This is a genomic window from Tannerella serpentiformis (assembly GCF_003033925.1).
GTDB classification, from domain to species: domain Bacteria; phylum Bacteroidota; class Bacteroidia; order Bacteroidales; family Tannerellaceae; genus Tannerella; species Tannerella serpentiformis.
Genome location: NZ_CP028365.1, coordinates 2,201,958 through 2,220,170, shown reverse-complemented (window position 1 = coordinate 2,220,170; position 18,213 = coordinate 2,201,958). Strand labels below are relative to the sequence as shown.

The window sequence follows — 18,213 nt, the reverse complement described above, 5'->3', positions numbered from 1 at the left end:
TGGTGTCTCCTTTCTATGATTTCTTCTTTAACTTCAGCTTCACGTCGATCACCTTCTCGGCCGCGCCCAAGAACCAGCTCCCGTCGGCACCCTTCAGGTCGCCCTTGGCAAAGCCGACAGCGATGCTGTCCGAGTCGTAAACGGACGGTTCAGTCGTGTCTTCAATCTTCATATGGATGTAGACCGAATCCGCGGGGAAGAGGCTGTACTCCCGAACGAATGAGCCGTCTGACGCGGTGTAGACCGTGTCACGCAGGAGGCCGGAGTAACATTGTTCGGGGCCTTTGCCCCAAATCGTCGTCACCTCCGACGCCACGACACGCATACCTCCCAGCGGCTGTCCCTGCTCGTTCGTCACACGCCCCAGCACCTTGAAGTTGGCGCTCGGGACTCCGTATTCTACACTGATCTCTCCGTCTCCGTTGTTGTCTTTGCCGCATCCGGTGAATCCCAGCAGCGACAGCAGCCCCGCCAGCGCCCAGTTGGTGCCGCGGATCAATTTGCGATTCAGCTTCTTCATGATTGGTGTCTCCTTTCTATGATTTCTTCTTTGCTTTCAGCTTCACGTCGACCTCCTTCGTTGCCTCGCCTTTGAACCAGTGGTTGTCGCCGCCCTTCAGGTCGCCCTTGGCAAAGCCGACGGTGATGCTGTCCGACTCATAGGCCGATCGCGCCGCGGGGTCTTCAAACTTCAGCTTGAGGTACAACGAATCGGGCGCAAAACCGGCGTTGTAGCGGTATTTGTAGCTCCCGTCGGGAGAGCTATAGACGGTGTCGTGCGGGCTCGGATAGTGGTCTTTCGGGTTGGTCGGCACGACGCGGATCCCGGAGAGCGGCTCCCCCGCTTCGTCGGTCACACGCCCCGTCACCTTAAAATCAGCATGCGGAGTACCATACTCCTCCACCTGATTGCCACAGCTGGAGAATCCCAGCAGTGACAACAGTCCCGCCAGTGCCCAGTTGGTTCCGTGGATCAATTTGCGATTCAGCTTCTTCATAATCTCTTTTCCTTTCTATCGGGTTACTTATACTTCTTACTACTTGTACTTCCGCTTCAGCGTAACGTTGACCTCCTTTTCAGCCGCGCCTAAATACCAGCCTCGGTCGCCGCCCTTCAAGTCGCCCTTGGCAAAGCCGACGGTGACGCTATCCGACTTGTAAGCGGGGCGCGCTGTAGGATCCTCATACCTCAGTTTAATGTACAACGAATCCGATGCCCCTACTGAATTGTAACGATACGTGTACTTCCCGTCCGGACCGGTGTACGTCGTGTCGTGAGGAGAGGGATAGTCCTGCCTGCCCCATTTCCCGTCCACATTCGGCGCTACGATACGTACCCCAGAGAGTGGTCGGCCCTGCTCGTCTGTCACATAGCCCGTCACCTTAAAGTCGGCATTCGGCGATCCGTATTCCAACTGAAATATCTCGCCACAGCCGGAGAATCCTAACAACGACAAGATGCCCGCCAGCGCCCAGTTGGTGCCGCGGATCAATTTGCGACTCAGCTTCTTCATAACCTGTTTTCCTTTCTATTCTATGAGGGTTCGTTCTTTCGAGTGCTCTATTCTTTTCTGCTTATCTGTGGGCAAAGATGAAGAATGCACGTCTGGCGCTGCTTCGCTACTAAACATTTCTAATTTTGGCGCCGTTCACTCACAGAAAGAAATACTGATGGATAAACAGAATCTGAGAATTCTATTCATGGGGACGCCCGACTTTGCCGTGGCTTCCCTCAAGGCCTTGGTAGAAGGCGGGTACTGCGTCGTGGGCGTGGTGACGATGCCCGATAAACCCATGGGCCGGCATGGCAGTATGCTGCAAGCATCGCCCGTCAAGCAATACGCTGCTGCGCACGGCCTACGCGTGCTGCAACCCGAACGCCTCTCTGACCCCGCCTTCGTCGACGAACTCCGCAAGCTCCGCGCCGATCTGCAAATCGTCGTTGCCTTCCGCATGCTGCCGCGCGTTGTTTGGGAAATGCCACGCTTGGGCACGTTCAATCTGCACGCCTCTCTGCTGCCACAGTACCGCGGCGCGGCGCCGATCAACTGGGCCGTTATCCATGGCGACAAGGAAACAGGCGTCACCACCTTCTTCCTCCGCCATGAGATCGACACGGGGCGCATCATCCTGCAACGCCGCGTGCCCATCGCCGAGACTGACGACGCGGGCACGGTGCACGACCGACTGATGGCTATCGGTGCCGCATTGGTTGTCGAGACCGTAGACCGAATCATCGACCATGATGGACATGTGGAGACGACGGAGCAGGAGTCGCTCACGACCGACACCGCCCCGCTGCGCGACGCCCCGAAGATCTTCCGCGATACGTGCCACATCGAATGGTGTCAGCCCACCGAACGCGTCTACAACTTCATTCGCGGCTTGGCTCCCTATCCCGCGGCCTGGACCGAGATCCTCTCGGCCGACGGACGGCGGATGGCGCTCAAAGTGTTCCGCAGCGAGCGCATCGCCGAGCCACACGCACTCTCGCCCGGAGCGATCCGCACCGATGGCCGACGCCACCTCGACGTGGCCACCGAGGACGGCTTCCTCCGACTCCTCGACGTGCAGCCCGCCGGCAAACGCCGCATGACGGCCGACCAGTTTCTCAACGGCACCGACGTCTCCGCCTGCTGCATGGCGTAAACCTTCCAAACACCATTCGAACACCACTTCAACCGCCACTTTCCAACCACTTAATATTACAGTCACATGAACGCATTAGACTACGTAAAGCAATTCAACGGGTTCCTCTGGAACGATTTCCTGATGTACGTCCTCCTGGCCGTCGGCATCTTCTACACCATCTACCTCGGATTCCCGCAGATCCGACACTTCGGACTCATGTTTAAGTACGCCTTCGGGCCAGCCTTCAAGCGACGCAAGAAGCGCGACAAGCACGCTAAGCAGGACGAGGCCCACAAGGTCAACTCCTTCCAAGCCCTGGCCACAGCCGTGGCCGCACAGGTGGGCACGGGCAACATTGGCGGCGTAGCTACGGCCATCGCCACCGGTGGTGTGGGCGCCATCTTCTGGATGTGGGTGTCCTCGCTGCTGGGCATGGGAACGATCTTCTCCGAGGCCACACTGGCGCAGAAGTACCGCGAGGTGAAGGATGACGGCGTCTCCGGTGGGCCCGCATACTACATCTCCAAAGGCCTCAAATGCCACCCACTGGCCGTCTTCTTCGCCCTGGCCATCATCCTCGCCCTTGGTTGCGTGGGTAATATGGTGCAGGCCAACTCCATCTCGATCGCCATCGTCAACTCCCTCGGCACCGGGCCGGACACCATGGCCTACCTGCCCTACCTCATAGGTGTCGCGTTGGCGCTGCTCGTGGGCGTGGTCATCATGGGCGGACAGAAGCGCATCACAGCCATCGCCGAGCTCGTTGTCCCCTTCATGGCGCTGATCTACATCCTCGGCTCGCTCGTCGTGCTCTTCCTTTATATCGGCGACGTGCCCCACATGTTCCAAAGCGTCGTCAGCGAGGCCTTCTCCACGAAAGCCGCGGCGGGCGGTGCAGCCGGTACGGTGATGAAATACGCCATCCGCTACGGCGTAGCGCGCGGCCTCTTCTCCAACGAGGCCGGTATGGGCTCCACGCCGCATGCCCACGCCATGGCGCACGTCAAGGACCCCGCCATTCAGGGCTTCGTGGCCATGGCCGGCGTCTTTGTCGACACGATCCTGATCTGTAGCTCCACGGCCTTCGTTATCATGCTCACCGGCGCTTATCAGGGCACCGACCTCAAGTCCGTAGCCATCACGCAAGAGGCCTTCAACCGCGCCTTCGGCTCCGGCGGCGTCACCTTCCTGGCCATCGCCCTCTTCTTTTTCGCCTTCACCACCATCATGGGCTGGTACATGTTCGGCGAGATGAACGTGCGCTACCTCTTTGGCAAATACGGCGTCCTGCCCTTCCGTCTGATCGTCTGCGGCTGCATCTTCTGCGGCTGCATCTTCGCCGCCGACCTTGTCTGGGAGCTAGCCGACACCTTCAACGGCCTCATGGCCATCCCCAACCTCATCGCCATCGTCTGTCTTGCCCCACAGGTGCGCAAGATGTACACTCACTTCTTGCAGCGCCGCCGTTCAGGCGAGCTCTGACACCCGCTCTGATCTTCAGATCATCCGTTTGACTTCATATCTATATTGTTCGACTCGTGCGTTGAGCTGCTTCGGCTCGCGCACGAGTTTTTTTGTCCCCTATGCTAGCGAAATCCAATGGCGCTTGATCAAATTTTGATGACGCAGAAAACCATTCGGAAGTATTCCGCTGAAAAAGAAGAAGTTAGTCGGTCGTAGGCATTGGACGGGTAACGAAGTGGAAACGAGCGAAGCGCTTGGGGTTGCTGGAATCTGCACAAACAAAGGGCGCTTGTCATTTGAGGGTGCAATGTTACTATGACTATTTGAATTACAGGCGTTTTTGATGCGATTCTCTCTATTTGGCTTTCGGCTTAGGGCAGTTCGGAATGAACGACCAAATGAGCGTTAAAGCTCACATCCCCTGACCCCGCTTCTTCTTTTTCCCGGCTTCATTCCTCAATCGTCGTTGCCATGCGATCTCGGCGTAGTCTGCGCCGTGTGTCTGCAGGGTTGTGACTTCGCCAACCTCCGAAAGAAGGCTTTCCGCGGCATCTAAAGCAGTGTCCACAACAGAACCTGTGACTTGTACGATAGGGGTACTGTCTTTCGTAGGGATCATGGAGGATTGGATGATGGGCTTCAGTATGTTGCCGGGCTCGAACTGTTTCGGCAGGGTGCGGTAGCCGAACTCACGACCGATTTCGGAGGCCTTGAAACTGTGACCGCCGTAGGTAAACTTCAGCTTGTAGACTTTCCCCTACTGGTTCTTCATGCACTCGATTGTGACGCCACTTCGGTAAAGTTCGTAGAGGAACATGGAGTGACCCGACAGGCCTTTTCCGCGGTGCTTGTCGAGTAGGGCGTAGCAGATGCTCTGAACTTGTTGCTTTGTCACCTCTCTTGCGGGATCGGCTTGAGCTTTCCGGTACGGTCGCACGGCGTGGATCTCTTTGGCGATGGTTAGCCCGTACTTGCGGCTGAGTTCTTCGGCTACTCTCGCCGCCCGATTGCTCACGAAGGTGGTGTCGTAGACCTGCCCGCAGAGGCTGATCCGATTGGCGATGATGTGGATGTGCAGGTTGTCGGTGTCCTTGTGTGTGACGGCTACCCATTGGTGGTCGTCCAGGCCCATCTGTTTGGCGAAGAGCAGGGCGATGCGGTTCAGCGCCTTGAACATCATTCGCGGCTCGTCCTGCGGGGCGATGCCGATTTCGATGCGCAGGAACTTGTTTTTGCAACGGCTGTTGTAGTCGCTGATGAGCTTCATCTCCTCGTGGATCTCCTTCGGCGTTTCGCCGCAGAGGTTGTGGAGGGCGAGGACGCGGCCGAGCTTGCCCTCGCGAAAAACGTACTCCAGCGCGTTGCTTCCGTGTGCGATGGCCTTACATATTGCAATCATGCCGCTCGATATTTAAGCGCTTAAACACCTCTTCGTCGACCCGATAGCAGGGGCTGAAGAACCGCTTAAACGCAATCTTGGCATAGGTGGCAAGCGCCTTCGTGGCGTCCACCCAGGAGGCATCCTTGACCTTGATCAGGTTGGAGATGCGCGCGTAGAACAGCGCCGTCTGACGGAGGATGGCGAGGGCCTCCCTCTCGTTTTCGCTCATCGGGGGCACGGCGACGACGGATCCGCCGAGCAACATCTCGCGGCAATAGTCGGAGTATTTCCGCCCCGCGTTCGCGGCCCTCGAACGGATCCGTTCCTTCTCCTCGGCCGTACATCGGACCCTAATAAAGGCCGTCTTGTTCGGCTTCTTGTCTTCCTTTTTGTTGTGCTTTTTCATGTGGATAGGTCTTTTCTGTGATACTTATTCTATGGTTTGGGCCGATGAGAACGGATGTGATTACGGCCTTCTCCCTCGGGCCGCAAGGCCAGGGGAGCAAGCGCAGTTTGTGGGAACAAACTGACGTCTTGCATTACCGTCGTCACGCTCCGGTACGATCCCGGTATGTTTCTTATAATCAATACATTCCGTGCATTCAGATGGCTACTGCATGCCTGGTGTGCACGTCATTCATGGACTCTTCAACGAATCCGCGTGCTCGGATTACAGTTTGCGCCACTCTTCGATCTCCTCGGCGTAGTCCTCCAAATGGGCGCGCACGATGCGCTCCACGAAGCTCGACAGGTTGGCGCCCCGATCGCCCAAGCGACGGACAACAAGGTCGGCGCGCTCCTGCGTCTCCCGGCTGAGATAGACCGCCCGCCGATCTGTCAGTTTGGCAGGGACGAGGAAGGTCTGCTTGTAAGCCTCCAGCGTCCCCCGCCTCATTTTGGCGCTGATGCGTTTCGGTGTGGAAGCACGCTCGGCATGCACGGATTGTTCGGATGGCTCTGCACGCTGTGGTTGCGTTTCTCCTAAATAGGCATCGAGAAATGTTGCTTCCTCTTTGTTGGTGTTTTTCTCTTTCATGGTTGTTATCTCCTTTTCAGTTTGATGGTGTGGGATGGTTTGGTTGTGTGTGGCGCCTGTTCCCGCCCCTCCTGCTGGCAACGGACGCGGCTGACATGAAACTCGTTGAGATCCTTACATCCTCGGTAGTGCACGGACATGTCTTCCACCTGGAACCCGGCTTCGATGAATGCACTCAGGGTTCGCCTTCCGGCCTCGTCGTTATCGAGGAAGGCACGGATGGCGGTGATGCGCTGCTCGCGCAGGTAACGGATACACCGCCCGACATTCGCCACGGAGTTCATCACGAGGCAATGGCTGCCGACCCTCTCTTTCATTGAAAGGAAGGAGAGGAAATCCATGAAGCCCTCGAAGACGCAGACCGGATGCCGCCCATCGGGGAAGACCGGCGTGATGTCTTTCGGCGCCAGCGTCCCCTTGAACGGCCCGGCGCCCCGCAGTTCGTAGCCGCCCGAGGCGTTGGCAAAGCCGATGACTTTGTACGTCCGCCCCTGCACTTCGTAGCGGACGCATCGAAGGAAGGGCTGAGCCCGGCCGAGGTCGATACACCGCACTTTTGTCAGGTAGTCCTGCAAATGTGGCGGAAGGTCGTCCGATATGCTGATCTGCTTTCTGCAACTGGACACGCTCTCGGCGGCATGGCTGTAGGATTCCGTCCGTGGATAGTCGTTCGTCGTGCGACCGAAAACCATCTGCCCCAAACGGCGTATGGCCTCCGGGAGGGTGCACTCCTCCAGCCGCATACAGAGATCGATGATGCTCCCGCCGCGGCCCTCGGCATAGTCGAGCCACAGGTTCTTTTCGGTGTCCACCTTGAAGCTCGGGTGACGATCATCCCGCAGCGGCGAGCGGTACATCGCGTAGTTCGCCAACCGTCGGACAGGCGCGATGCCCAGACTTTCCAAGTACGCCGTGATAGGGTACCGCTTGATGGCCGATAAGTCTTCTTCTTTCATGGTTCGGAGGTATGAGATTAGGTAATGAAATGGCGCGGTGTTTTATCCGAATGCAAATGATTTGCGATGAATCACTTCGGTGTTTGATCTTATTCCAATGAAATGAGATCAACTACACTTGTGTTTTATTACGCTTCATATGATTTCTAATCAACCACACTGGTGATTCTTTCTATTCCAGATGCATTGTAATGATTGCTTGCGGTGATTCTTCGCATTTCAAATGAAATTTGATCAAACTCTGCGGTGATTATTTATACTCCATACGTATTACAATGAATTCCTATAGTGATTTGTCTCATTTCAAATGAAATGAGATTAAATACGATGGTGTTTCTTCTTGATTTCATTGTTTTCCGATCAAACACTTGGACTTTTTAGCCCCCTTCTTACTACTTACTACAACCGTAGTAAGTGCCTGTTTTCCAATGGAAATTGGTCGAATCGATGTCACTACACAGTTGACTACATGTCACTACTACAGGATCGAAGGAGGGGGCAGGGTAGGATCTTTCGGACTTTGTAGACATACAGCGGGCTGCCGCCGTTTCGCCGCCGGCTGACCTTGATGTATCCAACCCTTTTCAGCGCCTCGCCCATGCGTTTGGCCGTGAGCGGCTGGCGCGTGTAGGCGCCGAGGTAAGTCAGGATTTCGGTCGTCGTCAGGTAGGAGCAATCGCTGTCGGTGGTTGGCAGCTCGAAGCAGCGCAACAGGAGCTCCATCTCCGCGGTCTGCACTTGGAACGCCTCGCTTTCGCGGTACAGCTCCGCGATCTCCTCGTCGTTGAACCAATACCGATAGCCCGATTGCAGCAACCATTTCGCCTCCGCATAGACGGCGTCCATCGAGACGTTCCTTGCCCGATCGATGTCGATGGAAAGTGCCTCGAAGGGTAGAAAGCGCCTGCTTCCAGTGGGGTCGGTGAGGAAGTCGTTACCGTTCACCGAGGCCACGAAGCTCGCCATGTGGGGGTGCTCCTCCACGTGCTTATCGTAAGGCATACGGTACTTGACCATCGGACAGGTGATTAGGTTCTTCAGTTCGTTTTCGTCCCGCTTGTTGAGCGCCTTGAGCTGGTCGTCGATGTTGATGATGAGGTTCTGCCCGACGTAGGTCAGCGTGTCTTTTTCCTGTGGATAGATCTTGCCGGTATAGCTGTAATCGTGCAGCTTAGGCGGGCAAAGCAGGTCGAGAAATGTTGTTTTGAATCGTCCCTGTTCGCCGGTTAAGACTAGGCAGGTGTGGTTACGGCACGCGTGGTCGTCCATCGCATTGGCTACTACAGCCACAAGCCATTTTGTTAGGTACGGCAGCCATTTCTCCGGGTTACGGACGACGACGCAGTCGGCCAATTCATGGATGGCGTGTGCATTTGGGGCATCCAATGCAGCGCTGGGTAAGGCTTTGAAATATTCCTGTATGGGATTGATGCGCGGAGAAAAACTGCTTTCGATGATCGAGTAGAGGTTATCCGGGGAGGTCATGATCCCGGCTTCGCTATCGAGTTCGCGGCGCAGCGTGTTGATCTCATAGCGGCCGACCTTCACGAATCGGCTGTCCTCCCGGCCGCGATATTCCGCCCGTCCCCAAACGGTGTTGTATCGGAATACGTAATGCTGAGAGAGGTAAGTCTCGATCTCCCCGTTCTTGGATGAGCGTCCGCCACTGTTCGGTGTTTTGCTGGTGTTTATCTTGCTTTTATCTGCCTGTTTCTTCATGGTTGGTTTGGATGAGTTCTCGGGGGTGAAGGTGTGATGAGCATCCCCGGCATCCAAGCATGCAGTGTATTCCGGCATAATGTTGCATCTGTTTGCGGCCGATTTCTTCAGAGAATAGGCTTTACAAGGAAGTGATTCGCTCCTTCGATAAGACAAAATGGCAGTGAAAGGAAGGGGAAGGGGGATGATTCGCGGGCTGCTATCTGCTTTCCGTTGCGGCTGTTTTCCGAATAAGCGAAAGTCGCCCCTTGCTGCGCCGGTTGTATCCCTGCTGTTCCATTTGCATCCCTCCTGTTCCCGATTGCGTTGACAGCATTTTGCGTGCAATTACGTTTGCCGCCGAAAACAGTAAAACCTAAATACCAACCAGAAAACTAATAAGTGAGACCATGAAGTACTTAGTTATTACGGAGGCCGATTGGCTCTGCCTGCGGAACGAGGTGCTGAGCCTTGCGGAATGTTACCTGAAGGCTTTCGGAGAACCATCTAAACACACGGATTGGTTGCATAACGGAGACGTTTGCCGACTGCTCGGCATCAGCAAACGCACTCTGCAACATTACCGGGATACGAACGTGCTACCTTTTGCGCAGATCGGGCATAAGTGCTATTACAAGCGGGAGGACGTGGAGCGACTACTCTGCGTAAAGTCTGACAAAACGACAAACACGACGAAGCGATGATGAAAGCAATTCAAGAATTGAGTATGGAAACGGGTGAGATGCAGGTGGTCCTCTCCGCCTTGCGACGCGTCAGGGAACGGATTCGAGAAGTGTCTGAGACGCACCGGCCGCTTTTCAGCGGTGAGCACTTTCTCACAGGCAAGGAGGTTTGCGAACAGCTTTATATCAGCCCCCGCACCTTGCAGGATTATCGCGATCGAAAGATCATCCCCTACACACAGTTTGCCGGCAAGATCCTCTACAAGGCCTCAGACTTAGCAAGGATCCTGGAGGAGAATTACAAGGGAGGCGGGAAACGGTAAGACGCGAAAGGCGCATAATTGAATTGAAAACGGCACTTAGGCAGGGACCTCTCTGCATTAAGTGCCGTTTCTTGTTAACGTAAGCTCGATATAAGTGCACTTTTTTTTCGCTGGCGAGTCGCTTGCCGGGAGTATCTTACGTAGGACCGACGTTATCGTTATGGCTGTTTTGTCACCTCACTTATTCTGCCGAACAAAACCATCTATGATCTGTACAAAAATAGGGCCGATTCTGAAAACAGGATCAAAGAAATCAAGAACGATTTTTCTGCAGACCAGTTAAATTCCAGAGACTTTTGGGCAATCAAATTCTGTGAATCCTTTATCATCATAGCCTACAATTTCATCAGTTTGTTTCGTCACTACATCATCAATTCAAAACAGCAATACTTTCTAAAAACGATCCGGTGTCAGATCCTCTCCATACCGGCCTCTCTCGAAAAAGAGGAAGCAAAAATGTCTTACGTCTTGTCCGGTCAACCAAGCAACGGTAGGCCTTTCTCGGACTATGGAAAACGGCCGAAAATTTTGACTTACAGCGCACCCTTCTTTCCGAATGACCGATTTGGGATAATCTTGCGTCCAATTTGTGTGATGGCTCAGTCAATCTTTCCACTCTGTTTGATATGGTTGGCGGTAGAAAGACTATACTCAAAGAGTCAGGCAAGTCCAGATGAAGCGTCTTTGTTCTTTGGTGGGAGGTTTCTTTGCAGTGGCTCCCTCTGCGTGCGCCAGCCCGTGCTGAGCGAGGAAGAGAAGTTCTTCGCCAATCATCGGCCACACAGGTTTGTCGAGGAGTTTGTGTAGTGTCATCGCGTATCGATGTTTAATAGTGTGTTGATATTGAGCTATGCGTTACGATGTCTTGCGAGCTGTAGAGATAGCCCTTGAATAGCTCTAACACTGTAAAAGTAATGGCCAAATCAATGTACTTGAATGCCTTAGGAATGGCAGAGAGATATCGGGAAAGAGTGGACGATCAAGAGGTGTCAAATAGGCGATTTCATAGTATATCTCTTTCGCTTGGTATCTTTGTAGGGGAAAAGGGGCCTTGCAGAGCAAGGTCTCCGTAGGACAACTATTATTATATGGCGAAGAAAGTAAACAAAACACTAGAACCCAAGCCAATTGAGGTTAGTCTCTGGGAGAGTGCTAACAAGCTCCGTGGAGCCGTCGAACCCAGCGAGTACAAGCACGTGGTGCTGAGTCTCATCTTCCTCAAATATGCCAACGACAAGTTTGAGGAGCGAAGACAAGAACTGATTGCCGAAGGTCGGGAAGCCTTCGTGGACAATGCCGTCTTCTACACGGCCAAGAATGTTTTCTACATCCCCGAAGTATCCCGCTGGTCGAAGCTCATGCAGGAAGCTAAGCAAGCAGATCTGGCCTTGCACATCGATGCGGCACTGGCTGCCTTGGAGCAGGAGAATGAGTCGCTACGTGGTGCCCTGCCGAATAACTACTATGCTTCGTTGGGATTGGACCGCACGAAGCTCGCCACACTCCTCGACCGCATCAACGAGGTCGATACGCTCACAGCAGCCGATGGCGACCTCATGGGGCGGGTCTATGAATACTTCCTCGGCAAGTTTGCCATCGCTGAGGGCAAGGGTAAGGGTGAGTTCTATACGCCTAAGACCATTGTACGGCTGATGACGGAGCTTATCGAACCGTATAGTGGACGCATCTATGACCCTTGCTGTGGCTCGGGCGGTATGTTTGTGCAGAGCCTCAAGTTCATCGAAGCCCACCAAGGGAATAAGCTCAATATCTCGGTCTATGGGCAGGAATATACTAACACCACCTACAAGCTGGCGAAGATGAACCTCGCCATTCGTGGTATCACCTGTAATCTTGGGGAGCAAGCTGCCGACACCTTCCATCGTGACCAGCATCCCGACCTCAAGGCCGACTTCATCCTCGCTAATCCGCCCTTCAATCAGAAGGCGTGGCGTGGTGTGAATGAGCTGGTGAACGACCCTCGCTGGATGGGTTTCCCCACACCACCCACAAGCAATGCCAACTACGGCTGGATACTCAACATCCTCTCGAAGCTTTCGCACTCTGGGACGGCTGCCTTCCTCTTGGCTAATGGCGCCCTCTCGGGCGATGGTACGGAGCAGGAGATACGCAAGGAGCTGATCCAGCAAGGCGTCGTGGAAGCCATTATTCTCCTCCCAAGAAATATGTTCTACTCCACCGACATCAGTGTGACGCTGTGGATACTCGCTCGTGACCGGTCAGCACATACTGCCGAGCAGAACGGACATATGATCCGCTATCGTGACCGCTGTGAGGAGACGCTATTCATTGACCTTCGGGCGGTGGGCGAACCCTTTGAGAAGAAGTATATCCAGTTCAATGCTGAGCAGATCGCCAGCATTGCCTCCACCTATCACGCTTGGCAACGAGAGGGCTACGACCAACCTTACGAGGATATCCCCGAATACTGCTATTCCGCCACACGCGCAGAGATCGCAGCGAAGGGCTATTCGCTTGTACCTAGTAAGTACATCCCTTTTGCTAGCCGTGACGAAGCTGTGGACTTTGCCTCGGAGATGCAGACTATACAGAGCAGACTCTCTACATTGATGGAGCAAGAGGCGAAGAACACTACTGCACTCAGTGCGCTCTTTGCCGAACTGGGCTTCCCCCTCAATACCTCTGCCGATGCATAAGCACTATCCTCACCATCCCCTCGGTAACTTCATCCGTGCGGTAGATGAGCGCAACCGTTCGGGCGCGGTCTCTCGCCTCCTCGGTGTAAGCGTAAACAAGAGCTTTATCCCCTCCGTAGCCAACACCATCGGCACGGATATGACCAACTATAAGGTTGTACGAAAAGGACAGTTTGTCTATATCTCTGATACTTCTCGTAGAGGAGATAAGATTGCGCTTGCTCACTTCCAAGAAGAAGAGTGCATCGTGTCGCAGGCTTATACGGTCTTTGAGGTCATTGAAGGAGCAGGGCTGTTGGCAAAGTATCTCATGCTATGGTTCTTGCGCCCCGAGTTTGACCGCTATGCACGCTTCCACTCGCACGGCAGTGCCCGAGAGGTTTTTGACTGGGAGACGCTCTGTGCTACGCTTATTCCCGTACCCCCGCTAGCGGAGCAGGAGCGCATCGTCTCGCAATTCGCCACCATCGAGGAGCGTATGCGTCAGTGTCAGTCACACATAGCCCTCTTGGAGCGCACCGCCACCGCGCTCTATCGCAAGACCTTCGTCGAGGGCATCGATAGAATCCACTTACCCGAAGGCTGGCGCATGGGCACGCTGGGAGAGGTGGCAGCTTTCTGCTATGGTAAAATGCCACAGGTAGATAAACAAGGAATAGTTCCTGTATTTAGTGGCTATGGTATTGTTGGCTATACGCATCAAGAAATGTTCAAGTACCAGCATATCATTGTTATTGCTCGAGGAGACTCTGGCTCTGGTAAAGTAGTTCTATCTCCTGAGTCGTTCTTTTTGACAAATCTCTCAATCGCTGTATTATTAGGACGGAATGCAGGGATGCGGTACTACCTCTATCATCATTTGAGAGAGCTTGATACTCTATCTCTTCGCTCAGGCTCTGCACAAGCTCAGATAACGATAAGTAGCTTAGAGGGTTTTGGTGTAGTTATACCTCCTCTTGCTCTTTGTTTGAAGTATGAAGAGCTTGTCAAGACGCTCAATAAATCAATGGATAATAACCAACGTCAGCTCGCCTGCTTAGAAAAACTCAAGGCGGTGCTGCTGACACAAATCAAGTAAAGAAGGGCAATGGAAAGAATGTATGCATTTATTGATGAGTCTGGAGCTTTTGGCTTTGACTTTGATAAACCAGGATGTAGCCAATACTTCATCATCTGTGCTGTTATAGTTAAAGAGTCTGAGCTCCCGATTTTGGAGGCTAGGGTGGAGGAGGTAAGGGCTAAGTACTTCCAAACAGGAGAGATGAAATCAAGTAAGGTGGGTAAAAATAATCAACGTCGAAAAAGAATACTTGATGACCTTAAAGACCTACCTTACAAGTTCTATGCCTTTGTTTGTGACAAGAAAAAGATTGGCGAAAACTCAGGCTTGCATTACAAAAAGTCGTTCTATAAGTTCTTGAACAACCTCGTGTATGAGGAGCTTAGTATTGTTTTTCAACGATTAACCATAGTTGCAGATGGAGTAGGAGGTAATGATTATCAGCAGTCTTTTAGTCAATATATGACCAAAAAGGCTCGAGCTACCGATCTCTTCGGAAAAGGTTATCGTAATATAGAAGATAGCAAGGAACAAGTTCTTATCCAACTTGCAGATTTTATATCGGGTTCTTTGTCTTTTAATTACGAACCGAGTAAGATTACTCAGGCAGAAGGCTACAACTACAAGTCAATACTTAAAGCAAAGACTTTATTACTTAGGAACTATCCTAGAGATTTCAGCTCATATACACCGCCAGAGAGAACCTTAACAAGCGGTTACGATCGCACCATAGCAGAGATAAGCTATAGGCAAGCAATAACATTCAGAGAAAAGAACAGTGGAACGACTGATGAGTTTGTGCAAAGACAAATAGTCGTGCTCGATTATCTTCTCTTTCGATTTATGAATCTTTCTCCAAGACATTATATACCCACTGAAGAGTTGAAAAAACAGTTGCAATTTAGGGGGTTTGAAAAAATATCTACCCAAGTCTTCCGAACAAAGATAATAGCTAGACTAAGAGATGAAAGAGTTATTATCTCTAGCAGTAAAGAGGGTTACAAATTGCCTTCAACTCATCAAGAGTTGCGTGATTTTATATCTTTGGGCAAGAGTATTGTCACACCTTTACTTTCCAGATTGCGAACGTGCCATGATGTGGTAAAGTTAGGGACAGATGGAGATTTTGACTTATTTGATGAGTTTCGGTTTGTCGAAGATGTAAACAAAGCAATAGGAAATGAGTTATAATCCTTTTATCGAAGCCAGCTTAGAGACAGCCATTGCAGAGCTCTTCACCCAACAAGGCTATACGCATCAGTTGGGGAGCGACCTTGTGCGCAAGAATAAGCGCGAAGTCGTCTTGCAGGAGGAGCTGAAGCAGTTCCTCCGCTGTCGTTATGCCGATGAGGGCATTACCGAGAGCGAAGTAGGGTGTGCCGTGGCAAGGCTTACCGCAAGTACTGAGGGAAGCGACTACGAGCGCAATCGGGCGACACATCACTTGCTCACGGAGGGCTTCTTTCTCCCAAGAGAGGATAGCAGTCTGCCCGACTTATATATCTTGCCCATTGATTGGGACGAGACGGAGCGCAACAGCTTTCTCCTCACGACGCAGCTAGAAGTGCAAGGCACAGAGCTACGCCGCCCCGATGCAGTGATTTATGTCAATGGCTTACCGCTGGTGGTCATCGAGCTGAAGAGTGCCGTGCGTAAAGAGACTACTCTGGGTGAAGCTTACCGCCAAGTGACAGTGCGCTATCAGCGAGACATTCCTGAGCTAATGCGCTTCGCTGCCTTTGTGGTGCTGAGTGATGGGGTGAACAGTAAGTATGGCACGCAGTTCTCTCCCTACGAATATTTCTACGCTTGGCCTAAGCTACAGTCAGGAGACAAAGCGGCTGAAGGCATTGCGAGTTTAGAGACGATGGTCGGAGGCTTACTCAGTAAGGAGCGGTTGCTCCCCGTGGTGCGTGACTTCATATTCTTCCCCGAGGGCGGTAAGAAGGAGGTGAAGATCATCTGTCGCTATCCGCAGTACTTCGCTACCGAGAAGCTCTACCAGAATATCCTCCATCATGCACGCTTCGTCACTGGGAGCGATGGCAAAGGGGGTACGTACTTCGGCACTACGGGCTGTGGCAAGAGTTTGACGATGCTTTTCCTCACAAGACAACTGATGCGCTCACGGCAGCTCGCTAGCCCAACGATTATCCTCATCACCGACCGTACCGACCTCGACCAACAACTAGCGGGGCTGTTCGCAGGAGCCAAGAGTTTCATCGGTGATGATAGCGTCGTCTCCATCCAAAGCCGCAGAGAGCTTAGGACGCTACTCGGAGGACGGCGGTCGGGAGGAGTTTTCCTCACCACCATTCATAAGTTTAATGAGGATACGGAGCTGTTGAGCAAACGCAGTAACATCATCTGCATCTCGGACGAGGCACATCGCTCGCAGACGAACCTATCGGAGAAAGTATCCTTGACGGATGAAGGCGTGCACCGAAGTTTTGGCTTTGCCCATCATTTGCACCGCTCGTTGCCGAATGCCACTTATGTGGGATTTACAGGGACGCCCATCGATGCCACCCTGGAGGTCTTTGGCAACATCGTAGACACCTACACGATGACAGAGTCTGTGGCGGATGGCATCACTAGGCGCATCGTCTACGAGGGGCGAGCCGCCCGAGTGCTACCTGAGCCTGAGAAGATACGAGAGATCGAAGCCTACTATAAGCAATGTGAGGAAGAAGGGGCTAACCCCGAAGAGATTGAGGCGAGCAAACGCGCAGTGACACAGATGGAGCGTATACTGGGGCATCCTAAACGCTTGCAGATGGTCGCCGAAGACCTGCTCAGGCACTACGAGACGAGAGTCGAGGAGGGGAGTAGCGTACGAGGCAAGGCAATGATCGTCTGCATGAATAGACGTATCGCCCATACGCTCTATCAGCGACTCATCGCCCTACGCCCCAAATGGAAGGAAGAAGGGGCACTTCGTCTCATCATGACACGCCACAAGGACGATGCCCCCGAGCTCTATCAGCTCCTCAGTACGGACGAGGATAGGCAAGCGTGGGGGACGCTCTTCAAAGACCCTTCCTCAACCTTTAAGCTGGCCATCGTCGTAGATATGTGGATTACAGGCTTTGATGCTCCCTGCTTAGACACAATGTATATCGACAAGCCCCTCCAACGGCATACGCTCATTCAGACCATCTCACGTGTGAATAGAGTGTTCCCAGGTAAAGAGAAGGGCTTGGTGGTGGATTACATCGGCATTAAATCTGCCCTCAATGATGCGCTAAAGCAATACGCCACAGGTGGAGAAGAGGAGCAGGGACTGGAGTCGATACAGCAGTCTATCCGTATGGTCAAAGATGAGCTGGATATCTTGCGTCGACTCTTCGTGAAGTTCAATCGCAAGCCCTTCATCGAAGGCTCGCCCTTGGAGCAATTGCAGTGCCTGAGACTAGGTGCTGAGTATGCGCAAGGCGACAAGCAACGTGAGACGCTCTTCATGGGACATACACGTAAGCTCCGCTCTGCCTTTAGCCTTTGCAGTACAAGCGAAGCAATCAGTCCTGAGGAGCGTGAGGATATTCACTTCTTCTCAGCTGTAGCGACTATCCTCCGAAAGCTTACTCGTGGCGACGCCCCCGATGCTGAGCAGATGAATAGACGTGTGGAGGAGATGATTAGTGAGGCTCTGCGCTCTGATGGTATTGAGGAGGTCTTGCAGATAGGTCAGGAGGGTGAAGAGTTGGACTTGATGAGCGAGGCTTATATGGAGCGTCTCTCTCGCTTGGAACTACCCAACACCAAAGTCAAGCTTATGGAGCGACTCTTGAGACAAGTCATCCGTGCCTTCCAACGCGTGAATAAAATCAAGGCCATTGACTTCACTAAGCGACTCAATGAACTCATAGACCGTTACAACGACCGCAGAGATAGTGTAGCCTTTGCGGATGATGTGGTGACAGAGGTAGCGCATCAGATGACAGAGCTATTGAAGAGCCTACGCGCCGAGAAGAATAGCTTCGCCACAATGGGCATCACCTATGAAGAAAAGGCCTTCTATGATATCCTCAAGACGATCGCTCAGCAATTTGGCTTTGACTATCCTGAGGATAAGCTACTAGCCTTAGCTGCTCGCATCAAGAGTTTGGTCGATGATAAGTCTCGCTACACAGACTGGGCTACACGTGGTGACATTAAGGCAGAGCTGAAAATGGATCTTATCGTCGTGCTTGCAGAGTATGGATACCCACCAGTTACGAATGATGCTGTCTTCAAAGAAATCCTAGAGCAAGCCGAGAACTTCAAGCGTAGCCAAGATAAGGCTACGTGAGTTCGACAATCT

At 52.9% G+C, this 18,213-nt stretch carries 15 protein-coding genes and 3 pseudogenes; 9 read left to right on the top strand and 9 right to left on the bottom strand.

All coding sequences use genetic code 11. The features are described 5' to 3' along the window. Positions 1–13: 13 nt before the first annotated feature. The 3 genes from C7123_RS09345 to C7123_RS09335 are packed head-to-tail and all read right to left on the bottom strand — an operon-like array spanning position 14 to position 1,514. Positions 14–520 carry a radical SAM-associated putative lipoprotein gene (locus C7123_RS09345; protein WP_069174847.1) on the bottom strand — a complete coding sequence of 169 codons (507 nt, stop codon included), beginning with the start codon at positions 518–520 and terminating at the stop codon, positions 14–16. Between the two features lie 16 nt (positions 521–536). Then, positions 537–998, bottom strand: coding sequence for a radical SAM-associated putative lipoprotein (locus C7123_RS09340; RefSeq protein WP_069174846.1), 462 nt, complete (start codon positions 996–998; stop codon positions 537–539). A 39-nt stretch (positions 999–1,037) separates the two neighbouring features. Next, complete coding sequence (locus C7123_RS09335) at positions 1,038–1,514, bottom strand: radical SAM-associated putative lipoprotein (protein WP_069174845.1); 477 nt, start codon at positions 1,512–1,514, stop codon at positions 1,038–1,040. A 157-nt stretch (positions 1,515–1,671) separates the two neighbouring features. Between C7123_RS09335 and fmt the strand changes: the two genes are divergently transcribed. After that, positions 1,672–2,649: a methionyl-tRNA formyltransferase gene (gene fmt, locus C7123_RS09330; RefSeq protein WP_069174844.1), complete on the top strand. Its 978-nt coding sequence runs from the start codon at positions 1,672–1,674 to the stop codon at positions 2,647–2,649. A gap of 66 nt (positions 2,650–2,715) precedes the next feature. Beyond that, entirely contained in the window at positions 2,716–4,113 is a 1,398-nt protein-coding gene (locus C7123_RS09325; RefSeq protein WP_069174843.1) for an alanine/glycine:cation symporter family protein, read from the top strand. A 394-nt stretch (positions 4,114–4,507) separates the two neighbouring features. Here the strand turns inward: C7123_RS09325 and C7123_RS09320 are convergent. The 5 genes and pseudogenes from C7123_RS09320 to C7123_RS09300 form a co-directional block, all read right to left on the bottom strand. Beyond that, a pseudogene (locus C7123_RS09320) lies at positions 4,508–5,494 on the bottom strand (relaxase/mobilization nuclease domain-containing protein). Beyond that, positions 5,478–5,882, bottom strand: coding sequence for a plasmid mobilization protein (locus tag C7123_RS09315; RefSeq protein ID WP_069174842.1), 405 nt, complete (start codon positions 5,880–5,882; stop codon positions 5,478–5,480). Before C7123_RS09315 ends, C7123_RS09320 begins: the two are co-directional and overlap by 17 nt. A gap of 264 nt (positions 5,883–6,146) precedes the next feature. After that, complete coding sequence (locus C7123_RS09310) at positions 6,147–6,512, bottom strand: DUF3408 domain-containing protein (protein ID WP_069174841.1); 366 nt, start codon at positions 6,510–6,512, stop codon at positions 6,147–6,149. A 5-nt stretch (positions 6,513–6,517) separates the two neighbouring features. Continuing rightward, positions 6,518–7,468 carry a toprim domain-containing protein gene (locus C7123_RS09305; protein WP_069174840.1) on the bottom strand — a complete coding sequence of 317 codons (951 nt, stop codon included), beginning with the start codon at positions 7,466–7,468 and terminating at the stop codon, positions 6,518–6,520. Between the two features lie 465 nt (positions 7,469–7,933). Further along, positions 7,934–9,265 carry a VapE domain-containing protein gene (locus tag C7123_RS09300; RefSeq protein ID WP_083206806.1) on the bottom strand — a complete coding sequence of 444 codons (1,332 nt, stop codon included), beginning with the start codon at positions 9,263–9,265 and terminating at the stop codon, positions 7,934–7,936. A gap of 311 nt (positions 9,266–9,576) precedes the next feature. Between C7123_RS09300 and C7123_RS09295 the strand changes: the two genes are divergently transcribed. From C7123_RS09295 to C7123_RS13635, 3 genes and pseudogenes are all read left to right on the top strand, one after another. Next, positions 9,577–9,870, top strand: a complete 294-nt coding sequence (locus C7123_RS09295) for a helix-turn-helix domain-containing protein (RefSeq protein ID WP_069174838.1) — start codon at positions 9,577–9,579, stop codon at positions 9,868–9,870. After that, complete coding sequence (locus tag C7123_RS09290; RefSeq protein WP_394365918.1) at positions 9,870–10,172, top strand: helix-turn-helix domain-containing protein; 303 nt, start codon at positions 9,870–9,872, stop codon at positions 10,170–10,172. The genes C7123_RS09295 and C7123_RS09290 overlap by 1 nt, the downstream gene beginning before the upstream one ends. A 180-nt stretch (positions 10,173–10,352) precedes the next feature. Next, positions 10,353–10,637 (top strand): annotated as a pseudogene (locus C7123_RS13635) (transposase); the annotation flags it as partial. Between the two features lie 137 nt (positions 10,638–10,774). Here the strand turns inward: C7123_RS13635 and C7123_RS09280 are convergent. After that, a pseudogene (locus C7123_RS09280) lies at positions 10,775–10,985 on the bottom strand (DUF3853 family protein); the annotation flags it as partial. A 275-nt stretch (positions 10,986–11,260) separates the two neighbouring features. Between C7123_RS09280 and C7123_RS09275 the strand changes: the two are divergent. From C7123_RS09275 to C7123_RS09260, 4 genes are read left to right on the top strand one after another with little or no spacing between them, the layout of a single operon-like run. Then, the gene (locus tag C7123_RS09275) at positions 11,261–12,850 is read left to right on the top strand and encodes a type I restriction-modification system subunit M (RefSeq protein ID WP_069174836.1); all 1,590 of its coding nucleotides are present in this window, start codon (positions 11,261–11,263) and stop codon (positions 12,848–12,850) included. Then, positions 12,843–13,928, top strand: coding sequence for a restriction endonuclease subunit S (locus C7123_RS09270; RefSeq protein ID WP_069174835.1), 1,086 nt, complete (start codon positions 12,843–12,845; stop codon positions 13,926–13,928). Before C7123_RS09275 ends, C7123_RS09270 begins: the two co-directional genes overlap by 8 nt. A gap of 9 nt (positions 13,929–13,937) precedes the next feature. After that, positions 13,938–15,101, top strand: a complete 1,164-nt coding sequence (locus tag C7123_RS09265) for a DUF3800 domain-containing protein (protein WP_069174834.1) — start codon at positions 13,938–13,940, stop codon at positions 15,099–15,101. Beyond that, complete coding sequence (locus C7123_RS09260; RefSeq protein ID WP_069174833.1) at positions 15,091–18,201, top strand: type I restriction endonuclease subunit R; 3,111 nt, start codon at positions 15,091–15,093, stop codon at positions 18,199–18,201. The genes C7123_RS09265 and C7123_RS09260 overlap by 11 nt, the downstream gene beginning before the upstream one ends. Positions 18,202–18,213 lie beyond the last annotated feature (12 nt).

Bases quoted from the DNA above. Each gene is read 5' to 3' on its own strand.
- C7123_RS09270 (WP_069174835.1), top strand. From the start codon at position 12,843: ATGCATAAGCACTATCCTCACCATCCCCTCGGTAACTTCATCCGTGCG.
- C7123_RS09335 (WP_069174845.1), bottom strand. From the start codon at position 1,514: ATGAAGAAGCTGAGTCGCAAATTGATCCGCGGCACCAACTGGGCGCTG.
- C7123_RS09275 (WP_069174836.1), top strand. From the start codon at position 11,261: ATGGCGAAGAAAGTAAACAAAACACTAGAACCCAAGCCAATTGAGGTT.
- C7123_RS09315 (WP_069174842.1), bottom strand. From the start codon at position 5,882: ATGAAAAAGCACAACAAAAAGGAAGACAAGAAGCCGAACAAGACGGCC.
- C7123_RS09290 (WP_394365918.1), top strand. From the start codon at position 9,870: ATGAAAGCAATTCAAGAATTGAGTATGGAAACGGGTGAGATGCAGGTG.
- C7123_RS09325 (WP_069174843.1), top strand. From the start codon at position 2,716: ATGAACGCATTAGACTACGTAAAGCAATTCAACGGGTTCCTCTGGAAC.
- C7123_RS09340 (WP_069174846.1), bottom strand. From the start codon at position 998: ATGAAGAAGCTGAATCGCAAATTGATCCACGGAACCAACTGGGCACTG.
- C7123_RS09300 (WP_083206806.1), bottom strand. From the start codon at position 9,265: ATGCCGGAATACACTGCATGCTTGGATGCCGGGGATGCTCATCACACC.
- C7123_RS09295 (WP_069174838.1), top strand. From the start codon at position 9,577: ATGAAGTACTTAGTTATTACGGAGGCCGATTGGCTCTGCCTGCGGAAC.
- C7123_RS09305 (WP_069174840.1), bottom strand. From the start codon at position 7,468: ATGAAAGAAGAAGACTTATCGGCCATCAAGCGGTACCCTATCACGGCG.
- C7123_RS09265 (WP_069174834.1), top strand. From the start codon at position 13,938: ATGGAAAGAATGTATGCATTTATTGATGAGTCTGGAGCTTTTGGCTTT.
- fmt (WP_069174844.1), top strand. From the start codon at position 1,672: ATGGATAAACAGAATCTGAGAATTCTATTCATGGGGACGCCCGACTTT.
- C7123_RS09310 (WP_069174841.1), bottom strand. From the start codon at position 6,512: ATGAAAGAGAAAAACACCAACAAAGAGGAAGCAACATTTCTCGATGCC.
- C7123_RS09345 (WP_069174847.1), bottom strand. From the start codon at position 520: ATGAAGAAGCTGAATCGCAAATTGATCCGCGGCACCAACTGGGCGCTG.
- C7123_RS09260 (WP_069174833.1), top strand. From the start codon at position 15,091: ATGAGTTATAATCCTTTTATCGAAGCCAGCTTAGAGACAGCCATTGCA.